We start from the raw sequence: 13405 nt of genomic DNA, 5'->3' as shown, positions 1-13405 counted from the left end.
TCATATGAAACCAGCAGCAATTTATCTTATTTCTGACTCGATAGGGGAAACTGGTGAGCAAGTCGTACACTCTATCCTTTCTCAGTATTCGTTAGAAGTGGAGAACATCAAAAAATATACCCATATATTAACTAAAAATATGTTAGATGCGGTGCTTATCAGTATCTCTCAAGAAAGAAATGTGGTTGTCTTTTATACATTGGTTCAAGAAGAATTAAGACAGCACTTAACTGATTTTGCTGAAAAACAGAACTTTCTTTTAGTGGATATCTTAGGAAACGGATTGGCTGCTATAGCGCAAGCGACCTCTTTAAAACCATTGGGAGAACCAGGCATCATCCGGAAAATGGATCGAGAATATTTTAACCGAATTGAAGCAATCGAATTTTCTGTTCGATATGATGATGGGAAAGACCCCAGAGGCATATTAAAAGCCGATTTAGTGATTTTAGGAGTATCTAGGACTTCTAAAACGCCTTTATCTATGTACTTAGCAAATAAAAATATTCGCGTTGCAAATGTTCCACTTTTTCCTGAATCTGAACCGCCAAAAGAAATTTACCAAATTTCACCAACTAAAGTTATTGGTTTGACCAATACTCCTGAAAAGCTAAACAGTATAAGAAAAGAGCGGTTAAAGACTTTAGGATTGCCGCAAAATGCTAGTTATGCTGAAATGAACCGTATTTTGGAAGAACTAGAGTACGCTGATAAAATCATGAAAAGAATTGGTTGTTTAGTTATAGATGTCTCTAATAACGCCATAGAAGAAACGGCGAACTTGATTTTTGATTATATGAAAAAAACAAATACTGCTCTAATCAATAAAAATGAAAGTTAGTAATAATGATGAGTAGAAAAACGCAACGCATTCGTGTATAAAATAACAGATAAAAAAAGAAAGAGGCTGATAAAATGACTGAAAAATACGTTTATAACTTTAATGAGGGTAAAAAAGAAATGAAAGAATTACTTGGCGGAAAAGGGGCTAACTTAGCTGAAATGACGAAGATAGCACTACCTGTCCCTTCAGGATTCACTTTAACTACAGAAAGTTGTAACCGTTTTTTTGTTGAAGATCAAGTTATTTGGACTGGTTTAGAAATGGAAATCAATGATCATTTAAAAGAACTAGAGCAGTCGACGGGGAAAAAATTTTCAGACATGGAAAACCCGCTGCTTTTATCTGTTCGATCAGGAGCAGCTCATTCTATGCCAGGTATGATGGATACAGTTCTAAATTTGGGGTTGAATGATCATTCGGTCATTGGGCTGGCTAAAGCAACGTCTAATGAGCGCTTTGCTTATGATAGCTACCGCCGTTTTATACAAATGTTCTCAGATGTTGTCATGGAAATCCCTAAAATACATTTTGAATCCATCTTGGAAGAAGCTAAAAGGAAGCAGGGAGTTGCATTAGACAAAGAACTTGATGGAAATGATTTAAAAGAAATCGTTAAAAAATACAAAGAAGTGTATTTACAAGAAACTGGCGAAGACTTTCCGCAAGAACCCATGGTGCAGCTGATACTTGCTATCAAAGCAGTGTTTGCCTCTTGGAATAATCCAAGAGCAGTATTTTATAGAGAAATGCACGGGATATCTAAATTGAATGGTACTGCTGTCAATGTACAAGCAATGGTATTTGGAAACAAAGGAGAATCTTCTGGGACAGGAGTAGCTTTTACTAGAAACCCTGGAAACGGCGAAAAAAAATTATTTGGCGAGTTTTTATTAAATGCACAGGGCGAAGATGTTGTTGCAGGCGTTCGTACACCAAATGAGTTAGCAGAACTAAAAGATCTGATGCCCAAAGTGTATCAACAATTAGAAATAGCAGCAAAAAATCTTGAAAGCCATTACAAAGATATGCAAGATATTGAATTTACCATTGAAAATGGAGAACTTTTTTTATTGCAGACCCGAAACGGAAAAAGAACGGCACATGCAGCCATCACTATTGCCGTTGATTTACACGAAGAAGGAAAAATTACTAAAGAAGAAGCTTTGTTAAGAATTGATCCCCAACAATTAAATCAATTGCTGCACCCGAATTTTGACGAAAAAGCTGCCGCTCAAGCAACGGTTTTGGCAAAAGGGCTTGCGGCTTCACCGGGAGCAGCTTCAGGAAGAATTTATTTTACTGCTGAAGCAGTAGAAGCAGCCTATGAAAAGGGAATAAAATCTATTTTAGTGAGACAAGAAACATCTCCTGAAGACATCTCTGGGATGGTTAAATCAGAAGGGATTTTGACAGCCAGAGGAGGGATGACTTCTCATGCTGCCGTAGTGGCTCGTGGAATGGGGAAATGCTGTATCGCCGGCTGTACAGAAATGAAGGTCAATGAAGAGGAAAAGATTGTCAAATACAAGGGCGGCGTGTTAAGTGAAGGAGACGTTATTTCGTTAGATGGCACAACTGGGACCGTTTATCTCGGTGAAATAGAAAAAAGCAAGCCGACTTTAGGAGGCAAGTTCACCAAGCTGATGGAATGGATTGATGAAACCAAAACAATGGCTGTTCGTGCCAATGCGGATACACCAGAAGATGCGAAACAAGCCTTAGAATTTTATGCTGAAGGCATCGGACTTATCAGAACCGAGCATATGTTTTTTAAAGAAGGGCGAATTTCTTCATTCAGAAGAATGATTTTAGCTGAAACGGTTGAAGAGCGAGCAAAAGCGTTGAATGAGATATTGCCTATGCAAAAAAATGATTTTTATCAAATCTATGAGGTCATGGGAGAGCTTCCAGTAACGATCCGCTTGTTAGACCCACCTTTACATGAATTCATGCCTGTTAAAGAAGAGGAAATTCGCCAGTTAGCTGAAACGATGTCCTTGAGTTTAGAAGAGTTAAACGGACGCATAAATGAATTGCATGAAGTTAATCCAATGTTGGGACACCGGGGGGTTCGATTAGGAATAACTTATCCTGAAATCAGCAGAATGCAAGTAAGGGCCATTATGGAAGCTGCTTTAGAACATAAGTCGGATAAAAACAGCGACATTCAACCAGAAATCATGATTCCGCTTATCAGCGATGTAAAAGAATTGTCTTATATCAAAGCAGAAATAGAAGATGAAATCCAAAAAGTGTTCATTGAGAAAGGCAAGTCACTTGCTTATCACATTGGAACAATGATCGAAGTTCCTCGAGCTGCACTGACAGCTGATAAAATTGCCGAGGAAGCCGATTTCTTTAGTTTTGGAACTAACGATTTAACTCAGATGGGGTTTGGTTTTTCAAGAGACGACTCTGGTGGTTTTATTTCGGAATACATGAATAAAAATATTTTTGAAAACGGACCCTTTGATACCATTGATCAAGAAGGTATCGGTCAGCTAGTTGAAATGGCTGTCGAGAGAGGACGCATCACCAAACCGAATTTCAAAATAGGTATTTGCGGGGAGCATGGCGGGGATCCTGCATCTATTGAATTTTTCCAAAGACTGGGAATAAATTATGTCTCTTGTTCTCCATTCCGTGTACCCATTGCACGTCTGGCAGCTGCCCAAGCAGCGATTAACGATCGTTAGTTTAATCAAAACATAGGAGCAGAAGTTTTTTACAGGAATAAACAGGCCAAATGTTAGGTTTCCTAGTAGAAAATCACCCGAAAGAAGAAACTTCATTGGATCATTAGTTGATAACTGTTATAATATAAGCTGCTCTATCAATGAGCAGCTTTTTTTATGTTTACATAAACTGTTTTAAAGAAAACAAAGGAGGAGACAGATGAGCAAACCGATTATTAAATTGACTCAACTGAGTTTTAAAGCAAATGATAACTTGATTTTAAATGACATCAATCTTTCCATTGAAGAAGGAGAATTTGTGACGATTACCGGACCATCTGGCAGCGGAAAAAGTACGCTTTTAAAAATAATGGCTTCTATGATCTCGCAAACGGCCGGCTCAATAGACTATCAAGGTAAGCGTCTGGAAGAGTATGATCCGATTGCGTACCGTAAAGAAGTTTCTTATTGTTTTCAGACAGCGGTATTGTTTGGGAAAACCGTTCAGGAAAACCTGTCTTTTCCTTATGAAATCAGACAAGAAACTTTTAACTCTGAAAAAGCCGCAGCTTATCTAATGAAGGTCGGATTGAATAAAACGTATTTGACAAAAAATATCAACGATCTGTCAGGTGGGGAAAAACAACGGATCGCTTTAGTGCGCAATTTGTTGATTACACCCAAGGTTCTATTGCTGGATGAAGTTACTAGTGCACTGGATGCGGAAAATCAATTTATCGTCAGACACTTGATTCGAGAAATGAATCAAACAGAAGGCATTACTGTATTGTGGGTCACACATAACGCTGACGAAATTGCAGAATCAGACCGTGTCATCCAGATTGTCAATGGAGAAGCGGAGGAAAAAAGATGAATTTAGAAATCAGCAACACCTCATTGTTACTGGCAACAGGATTAGTGTTGGTTGCACTGGGGGTTGTTTACAAAGAAAAGCTTGATTTAGGAAAAGACATTCTATGGGGCGTTTTTCGCGCTGTCGTCCAATTATTTGCAGTCGGTTATGTACTTGGATATGTTTTCAAGTTGGACAACACCATAGTCACGCTGGCCATGTCATTGGTTATTGTTTTTAATGCTTCCTACAATGCTGCTAAAAGAAGTCAAGGGATTCCGGGAGCGTTTAAAACATCTTTTATTGCAATTTTAACTGCGACTGCTTTGACATTGGTTATCCTGTTATTTTCAGGCTCCATTGCATTCAGCCCTTCTCAAGTCGTTCCGATATCCGGAATGATTGCCAGCAACTCAATGATTGCAATCGGAATTTGCTATCGAAATCTGAATAGTAAATTTACCGACCAGCGTCAGCAGATACTAGAAAAATTAGCACTGGGAGCGGACTTAAAACAAGCTTCCATTTCAATTGTCCGAGACAGTATTAAAGCGGGAATGTCCCCGACGATCGATTCAGCTAAGACGCTTGGCTTAGTCAGTTTGCCAGGGATGATGTCAGGGTTGATGTTTGCTGGAGTTGATCCGACACAAGCCATAAAATACCAAATCATGGTGACATTTATGTTGCTCTCAACGACTAGTATCGCTTCGGTTATAGCCAGTTATCGAGCCTATAAAGGTTTCTATAATGAACGAAAACAACTAATTGGTTAAAGAAAAAATGAGAAACAAGCCTGAGATTCTATTTCAGGCTTGTTTTTTTTTGAGTGGATCAGGCAAGGAACGGTGCTTTACTAGAGGGTGGGAACCAAAAGGGAGCGACTCCAGATAGCATTCCCTACATACGTATTGACCTTACTGTTAAAGATCGATCATGGGCAAGAACACAAACTGAGTAAGCGATTGGAAGTTTCCTGTGATAACTGATTTATAATGCCTGTCTGGGAGAAGTATTAAAACGAATCCAGCAAATCTGAGGCAACCTTTAAACATTAGACCTAAAAATATAATTCTCTGAGGTTTTTTCATAGAAAGAGTATAAAATTATGTATTGGAATAAGTACGAATTCCTTTCAGTAGAAAAAATTAGTAGCAATATTTTTTTGTTTGATAGTGTTAACGTTAATTATTTTACCTTTGAATAAATACAATGTTATGGTTATAATCGATTCGGAATAGCAGAAAGCGTTTTTTGACAAAAGGAGGATATAGATGGATACTTTGGATTTTTATAATATGAGATTGACTTGGATGGATGGTGGAATCACCTCAATGGATGGTGGAGCGATGTTTGGCGTTGTACCTAAGCCATTGTGGTCGCGTAAATATCCATTTAACGAAAAAAACCAAATTGAATTACCGACGGATTCGATACTTATTCAATATCAAGGCAAAAACTATATGATCGATGCTGGAGTAGGGAAAGGAAAGCTGACAGATAGACAAAAACGCAATTTTGGAGTAAGAGAAGAGACAGAAATACAACAAAGTCTAGCTGAAGTAGGTCTAACAGTTGAGGATATAGATTTCTTATTGATGACTCATTTGCATTTCGATCATGCAGGCGGCTTGACGCATATTGAAAATGAAGAATTGGTTTCTACTTTTCCTAACGCGACTATCTATGTTAATGCAATTGAATGGGACGAGATAAGAAATCCGAATATTCGCTCTAAAAGTACTTACTGGAAAGAAAACTGGGAGCCTATTCAACACCAGGTCACAACGTATCAGGATTCGTTTGAAGTTGTTCCGGGAATTGAGATGATTCATACCGGAGGCCACAGTGCGGGACATGCAATTATCAAGTTGACACAAGAAAATGAAACCATGCTTCATATGGCAGACATTATGCCAACACATGCTCACCAAAATCCGTTATGGGTGTTAGCTTACGATGATTACCCAATGACTTCTGTCTTTAGCAAAGAAAAATGGATGAAAGAAGCGTATGAGAACCAATACAGCTTTGTTTTTTATCACGATGCATATTACCGGATGATGAAATGGGATAAAACAGGTAAAGAAGTAGTAGATTCTTTAAAAAGAAGTAAAAAAGCTTATATTACATTTGATTAAATGAAGTAGCGCTAGTTGAATACTGATTTGTTTAAATCCGTATTCAATTAGTGCTTTTTTTAGTCTTTTTTTAAAAAAATAGAATTAAAGATATTGAAAATTTTGGTGAGGATAAGTAGAGGAAGTTAGAATAAATAAGTACATTCAAGAAGGATATAACTTTTACTTATATATTCTATAATTATAGGTAAGTAGACGGAAGTTGAAGAATGCCTTAAATTAAGTGTTGTAAGCGGTTCAAGAAAATAAGTCTATTAAAACAACTAAGGGGAGAATAAAATGATGAACACAATTCAAAAGAAAAGACCGGTCGACTTAGCAACGTTTTATCCGTCAGATTTATATGAATATTCAAGTGAATTAACAGACGGAGAATTAACTGTTTTAAAAGAATTACGTGAAGCGTTAGAAAAAGAACTAAGACCATTACTAAGCGAGTATTGGGAAAAAGCAGAATTCCCATTTGAAGCGTTTAAAAAAGTAGAAAAAGTTAGAATGATGGATAACCCATTATTATTTGAAGGTCGTGAAGATAAACGCAAACCAAGTGAATTATACAATGTCTTCAGATATTTTGAGTTAGCTAAACTTGATGCTTCTATTGCAACATTCTATACCGTTCACGGTGGATTATTCTACGCAACACTGTTGGAAGGTGGAAGCGAAGAACAAATTGAACGTTGGGCTGGAGAGACAGCGTCATACAATATTCAAGGCTGTTTTGCTTTGACTGAACCAGACCATGGTTCAGATATCGCAGGTGGATTGGCAACAAGCGCAAGAAAAGAAGACGATAAATGGATTATTAATGGTGAAAAACGCTGGATCGGTGGAGCTGGATCAGCTGACGAAATGGCAGTTTTTGCCCGTGACGAAACAGATGGAAAAGTTAAAGCTTTCATCATTCCCGGTAAAGCTAAAGGAGTACACGTAGAAAAAATTGAAGGGAAAATTTCATTACGAATGACACAAAATGGACATATCACGTTTACTGACGTAGAAGTGGGAGAAGACCGTCGTTTACAAAATGTGAATTCATTCAAAGATGTAGCTGGCATTTTGCGCATTACTCGTGCGGATATTTCACACTTAGCAACAGGATTAACAGCGGGTGCTTTTGAAGCAGCATTACGTTACGTGAAAAAACGTGAACAATTTGGTAAAAATTTAGGAGCATTTCAATTGGTTCAAGAAAAATTATCTATTATGCAAGCGAATGTAACAGCGAACTTAAGCTTCTCTGTACGTCTTGCTCAAATGCAAGAAAAAGGGAACTATGGTGAAGTAAATTCATCAATGGCAAAAATGCACAATGCTTTACGCATGAGAGAAACCGTTGCATTAGCACGGGAAGTAGTGGGCGGAAATGGAATCACTTTAGAAACAGATGTAGCTCGTTTCTTTGCAGATGCAGAAGCTATCTATTCTTACGAAGGTACACATGAAATTAATGCCTTAATTGTTGGCAGGTATTTAACAGGCGTAGGTGCGTTTGTTTAAAATAAACGAATGGCTCATAAAACAGAGATAACATTATTCTGTTTTATGGGTTTTTTGACTTCTATTACACAAATAAATAGAACCGTGGTATTCTATAGATGATTACAGATAAACAGATTTAAAACATAAAGGAGAATAAAGGAATTGGATATCACACAATTAAACTATTTCGTCAATATTGTTGAATGCGGTTGCAATTTGTCTCTAGCTGCCAAAAAAATACATATCTCTCAGTCAGCATTAAGTCAGATGGTCACTAATTTTGAAAAAGAAGAAGAAATAAATCTTTTTTATCGAAAAAATGGACGTCTTGAAGAACCGACAGCAAGCGGAGAGAAATTGTATCACTACGCGTTAGATATTTTAAAAATGCATGATGAAATGAAAGATATGATTCGAAAAGAGTCGTCAAAACAAAAAGGTACTATTCGTTTAGGGTTGCCTTCATTGATTTTGCGGGTTTTCTTCTCCAATTTCTTTTCCAAATTTATTGTAGAAAACCCTGAAATTAAAATTGAAATCGTAGAAGATGGCTGTAATGAATTAAGAAGGATGCTTTTGCAAAAAGATTTAGATTACGCTGTCTTGATTGAACCAACTAATTTGGATACAAAAGCATTTGAAGAGCATGTTATTCAAATCGATGAGCTAACAGCTTTTATGTCGACAGCACATCCTTTAGCGAAAAATAAAAAAATTGCATGGAGAGAATTGGATAATTTTCCAATTGCAACGTTCAATGAATCTTTTGTAACCAATGATTTAGTTAAAAGAACATTTAAAGAAAATCAGTTGGAAACTGAAATAATTTTTACTTCATCCTCATGGGATTTTTTGATTGAAACCACTCGTTACACAGACACGATCGCTATTTTGCCTTCTCCGATTCGTCGCTACCTGAGTACCGAAAACTACGTTGAAAAGTCTTTTAAAAATCCTATTCCTTTTAATGTTTTATTGTGTCGTCCCATTAAAAATAGTTATTCGTCTGTAGAAACAGTATTACACGAGTCTATTTTAAGTTACTTTTATCAACCGATAGAATAATATGAAGAGTAAACGCATTATATTGTGCAGAGCTTTTCGATAGACAAGAACGAAAAAAACGACGTCTGTGTCAGTTTTTTTCGTTTTTTTTTGTTGCATGGTAAACGGTTCACAATTATATTAGCAAAACTTATAGTTTTTGTAATTTATACTTGTTAGACCTTTGTTGAAAAACCCTATATGATTTGGTTGTAAACGCTTCACAAGAAAGCATTATATATGAACCTATAAGCTTAATGAAACAGAAGAACAATTATTTGGAGGGAATTTACATGACAGAAGCTGTAATCGTATCAGCATTAAGAACACCAGTCGGAACATTTGGCGGAGCTTTTAAAGATGTATCAGCAGTTGATTTGGGGACCGCTGTTGTAAGAAAAGCTATTGAAAGTATTAATTTAGACCCATCGACAATTGACGAACTTGTTTTTGGAAACGTTTTAAGCGCAGGATTAGGTCAAAATGTTGCTAGACAAGTAGCCATGAATGCAGGAATTCCAAAACATGTTCCTTCTTTCGGCATTAACAAAGTATGTGGATCAGGTTTGAAGACAGTTGCTTTAGCAGCTCAGTCGATTCTTTCAGGAGATAATGAAATCGTTATTGCTGGAGGTACAGAAAGCATGAGCCAATCACCATATGTGCTGCCTGATGCTCGTTGGGGCAAAAGAATGGGTAATGGACAAATGGTTGACACGATGTTGAAGGATGGCTTAACGGATGCTTTTACAGACATTCATATGGGTGTAACGGCTGAAAACATAGTTGAAAAATATCACTTTACTCGCGAGCAACAAGATGAATTAGCTGTTCGTAGCCAAAATAATGCAGAAAAAGCTGTCACTTCCGGACGATTTAAAAATGAAATCGTGCCAATTGAAGTGCCGCAACGGAAAGGTGAGCCAAAAGTTGTAGATACAGATGAGCATCCAAGATTTGGCACAACAATGGAGTCAATGTCTAAGCTGAAACCTGCCTTTAAAAAAGATGGTTCCGTTACAGCAGGAAATGCTTCAGGTTTAAATGATGGTGCAGCGGCTATTATCGTAATGAGCCGTGAAAAAGCAGAAGAACTAGGTTTAAAACCATTAGCTACCATCAAATCATATGCTAGTGCGGGTGTCGACCCTGAAATTATGGGGTGCGGTCCAATTCCAGCTACTCAAAAAGCATTGAAAAAAGTAGGTTTAACTGTTAAGGACTTAGATTTAATAGAAGCGAATGAAGCTTTCGCTGCTCAAGCATTAAGCGTTATTACTGACTTGGAATTAAACACAGACATCGTAAATGTAAACGGTGGAGCTATTGCTTTAGGACATCCAATCGGAGCTAGCGGTGCTCGTATATTGGTTACATTACTTCATGAAATGGAAAAGCGTGACTCAAAATGTGGACTAGCGACATTATGTATTGGTGGAGGACAAGGAGTTTCATTAATTGTAGAACGTTAATATTTAAATTAGATTGTCAAGTCCTTTAGGTACCAGAGAGGAGTAAGAAGCTATGACGATTTCAGCAATAGAACAAATAATTAACCAAGTTGCTGACTTTTCTAAAAAAAGTATTCAACCGGTTGCATCTGAATATGATAAGACAGAAGAGTTTCCAGAAAAACAACTGAAACAATTGAGTGATATGGGTGTTTTTCGGATTCCGATCGAGCGTTTGTATGGCGGGCTTGAAGGTTCATTTAAAGATTTCTTGAACGTCATTCAAATTATTTCAAAAGACTGTGCTTCAACAGCTAGTGTTTTGTTAACACACTCCTCAATGGGAACTTGGCCAATTTATCAGTATGGTACAGAACGTCAAAAGCAAGAGTATCTGCCAGCGATGTTAAGCGGAGAAACACTTAGTGCGCTTGCTTTAAACGAGCTGGGAATGAGCAATGATTTAGAAAACATGGAAACACTAGCAGTGGAACAAGAAGATCACTGGGAGTTGAATGGAGCGAAAGCATTTGTTTCAAATGCTGGAAAAGCTAAGTTTTACTTAGTTGCTAGTAAGACGATTGCTACAGATGGAAAGAAGGGTTACGGCGTATTTATTATAGATGCTGAAATGCAGGGGCTTATTATCGGGAAGATTGAAGAAAAAATGGGAATTCGAGCACTTCCAGTAGCTCCACTTGAATTTGTGAATATTCGTGTACCGAAAGAAAATTTGTTAGGCAATCAATGCGATGGAGAAAAGCAGTGTCAAACCGTCAGGGACCGCATGCGCTTATCGGTTGCTGCTCAAGCTGTCGGGATTGCTGAAGGAGCTTTTGAACGGGCATTGAATTACGTCAGTCAAGACCGAAAATTCGGTCAAAGATTAATTGATTTACGCAATACTCAGTTCAGATTAGCTGAAACGTACACTGAATTACAAGCAACAGTTGCTTTTTTGGATAAGATAGCCAGCACTCACTGTGCAGATTCTATGCAGATTGCCATGGCCAAATTAAAAGCGGCTGCTATTGCTGAAGAAGTGACAGAGATGGCTATTCAGGTAACTGGAGGCTACGGGTATATGCGAAACAATGATATTGAACGCTATGCTAGAGATGCTAAGTTAACGACCATTTATGGAGGATCCCTAGAAACACTAAAAGAAATTATCTCAAAAAACTGGGTAGATCAAGGATGAAATAAAGTAAGTGTAAATCTTTAGAGGAGTGAAGAAATGGAAATCAAAAAAATAATGATCATTGGATCAGGACAAATGGGTAGTGGAATCGCTCAAGTAATTGCAGAAGCTGGATACGATGTGATTTTAAACGATATTAAAGAAGAATTTGTGCAACAAGGTTTTAATAAAGTTGAAAAAACTCTAACAAGAGATGTTGAAAAAGGCCGCAAAACAGCAGCTGAAAAAGAATCAATCCTTTCTCGTTTTGTGCTTTCAACAGATATTCAAGATGCTGAAGAAGTACAACTAGTTGTTGAAGCAGCAACTGAGAATAAAAAAATTAAACTATCTATTTTTAAAGAACTGGATGAAATAACGGCAAGTGATACGATCTTAGCTAGCAACACATCTTCTCTTTCTATCACAGAAATCGCTTCTGCGACAAAGCGACCTGAAAAAGTAATTGGATTGCATTTTTTCAACCCAGTTCCAGTAATGAAATTAGTTGAAATCAATAGGGGGATGGCAACAAGTACTGAAACAACAGCTGCCGTCAAGAAGTTAAGCGAAAAAATCGGAAAAGTTACTATCGATATCAAAGATTCACCGGGTTTCGCTGTAAATCGTATTTTAGTTCCGATGATTAATGAAGCAATTTTTGCAATACATGAAGGCGTCGCAACAGCACAAGAAGTGGATGAAGCGATGAAATTAGGTGCAAATCATCCGATGGGGCCAATTGCTTTGGCTGATTACATTGGCTTAGATGTTTGCTTAGCGATCATGGAAGTCTTATACACTGGATTTAATGATTCGAAGTACCGTCCTTGCCCATTATTGAAAAAATATGTAGAAGCTGGCTGGCTGGGAAAGAAAACTGGTAAAGGGTTTTATGATTATGCTTCGTAAGGGAGAGAATTAAAAATGACAGAATATAAAACACTTACATTAGAAAAATCAGAAGGAATTGCTATTTTAAAAATAAATCGTCCTAAAATGTTGAATGCCCTAAGTTTAGAAGTGCTCCAAGAGTTAACACTTGCGCTTGATGCGGTTGAAATAGATCCATTTGTCCATGTACTGATCCTGACTGGATCAGGTGAAAAAGCCTTTGTAGCGGGTGCGGATATTACTGAGATGAAAGAAAAGAATGCGATTGAAGGAAGAGATTTCTCTCTATTTGGAAATGCAGTCTTTTCTAAATTAGAACAATTGCGTCAACCGACTATTGCTGCAGTGAATGGTTTTGCACTAGGAGGAGGTTGTGAATTAGCCTTGGCTTGTGATATTCGAATTGGAGCTGAGAACGCAAAATTCGGCCAACCAGAAGTTGGTTTAGGAATCATCCCTGGATTCGGCGGGACACAACGTTTGCCACGTTTAATTGGAATAGGCAAAGCAAAAGAATTGATTTATACAGGTACCAACATTGCAGCTGAAGAAGCTTATCGGATTGGTCTGCTAAATAAAGTTGTGGCAGCTGAAGAACTGATAGATGAAGCTAAAGCAATGGCTGAAAAAGTCATGAAAAATTCTCCATTAGGTGTAGAAGGCAGCAAGAAAGCCATTAACCAAGGGTTGCAAATGAATTTGCAACAAGCTTTGGCATTGGAATCTGAAATTTTCGGAGCTTTATTCGCTACCGAAGATCAGAAAGAAGGTATGGCAGCTTTTATTGAAAAACGCAAAGCTCAATTTGGAAATAAGTAAACCACCAAAATAGCGGTAACTG

Annotated in this window: 11 protein-coding genes; all 11 read left to right on the top strand. The window is 37.5% G+C overall.

Going from position 1 to position 13405, the window contains the following annotated elements; translation table 11 throughout:
• Positions 1-4: 4 nt before the first annotated feature.
• The gene (locus tag NY10_RS07295; protein WP_058919348.1) at positions 5-841 is read left to right on the top strand and encodes a pyruvate, water dikinase regulatory protein; all 837 of its coding nucleotides are present in this window, start codon (positions 5-7) and stop codon (positions 839-841) included.
• Positions 842-915: 74 nt separating this feature from the next.
• The gene (gene ppdK / locus NY10_RS07290) at positions 916-3540 is read left to right on the top strand and encodes a pyruvate, phosphate dikinase (protein WP_058919347.1); all 2625 of its coding nucleotides are present in this window, start codon (positions 916-918) and stop codon (positions 3538-3540) included.
• A gap of 199 nt (positions 3541-3739) precedes the next feature.
• A complete protein-coding gene (locus tag NY10_RS07285) occupies positions 3740-4393 on the top strand; it encodes an ABC transporter ATP-binding protein (protein WP_058919346.1) in 654 nt (217 codons plus the stop codon).
• Positions 4390-5148, top strand: coding sequence for an ABC transporter permease (locus tag NY10_RS07280; protein WP_035031473.1), 759 nt, complete (start codon positions 4390-4392; stop codon positions 5146-5148). The genes NY10_RS07285 and NY10_RS07280 overlap by 4 nt, the downstream gene beginning before the upstream one ends.
• A gap of 498 nt (positions 5149-5646) precedes the next feature.
• Positions 5647-6513, top strand: a complete 867-nt coding sequence (locus NY10_RS07275) for a YtnP family quorum-quenching lactonase (RefSeq protein ID WP_058919345.1) — start codon at positions 5647-5649, stop codon at positions 6511-6513.
• Between the two features lie 279 nt (positions 6514-6792).
• Positions 6793-8013 (top strand): acyl-CoA dehydrogenase FadE, encoded by a 1221-nt coding sequence (gene fadE, locus NY10_RS07270; RefSeq protein ID WP_058919344.1) that lies wholly within the window; start codon positions 6793-6795, stop codon positions 8011-8013.
• 144 nt (positions 8014-8157) lie between these two features.
• Positions 8158-9060, top strand: a complete 903-nt coding sequence (locus tag NY10_RS07265) for a LysR family transcriptional regulator (protein ID WP_058919343.1) — start codon at positions 8158-8160, stop codon at positions 9058-9060.
• Between the two features lie 272 nt (positions 9061-9332).
• Positions 9333-10511 (top strand): acetyl-CoA C-acetyltransferase, encoded by a 1179-nt coding sequence (locus NY10_RS07260; protein ID WP_058919342.1) that lies wholly within the window; start codon positions 9333-9335, stop codon positions 10509-10511.
• 52 nt (positions 10512-10563) lie between these two features.
• Positions 10564-11691: an acyl-CoA dehydrogenase family protein gene (locus tag NY10_RS07255; protein ID WP_058919341.1), complete on the top strand. Its 1128-nt coding sequence runs from the start codon at positions 10564-10566 to the stop codon at positions 11689-11691.
• 36 nt (positions 11692-11727) lie between these two features.
• Positions 11728-12582: a 3-hydroxybutyryl-CoA dehydrogenase gene (locus NY10_RS07250; RefSeq protein ID WP_058919340.1), complete on the top strand. Its 855-nt coding sequence runs from the start codon at positions 11728-11730 to the stop codon at positions 12580-12582.
• 15 nt (positions 12583-12597) lie between these two features.
• On the top strand, positions 12598-13383 hold the full coding sequence (locus NY10_RS07245; protein WP_058919339.1) for an enoyl-CoA hydratase-related protein: 786 nt from the start codon (positions 12598-12600) through the stop codon (positions 13381-13383).
• The last annotated feature ends 22 nt before the right edge of the window (positions 13384-13405 follow it).

This window comes from Carnobacterium sp. CP1 (assembly GCF_001483965.1).
GTDB lineage: Bacteria > Bacillota > Bacilli > Lactobacillales > Carnobacteriaceae > Carnobacterium_A > Carnobacterium_A antarcticum.
The sequence above is the reverse complement of the archived record's forward strand: the minus strand, read 5'-3'. Positions and strand labels throughout refer to the sequence as shown.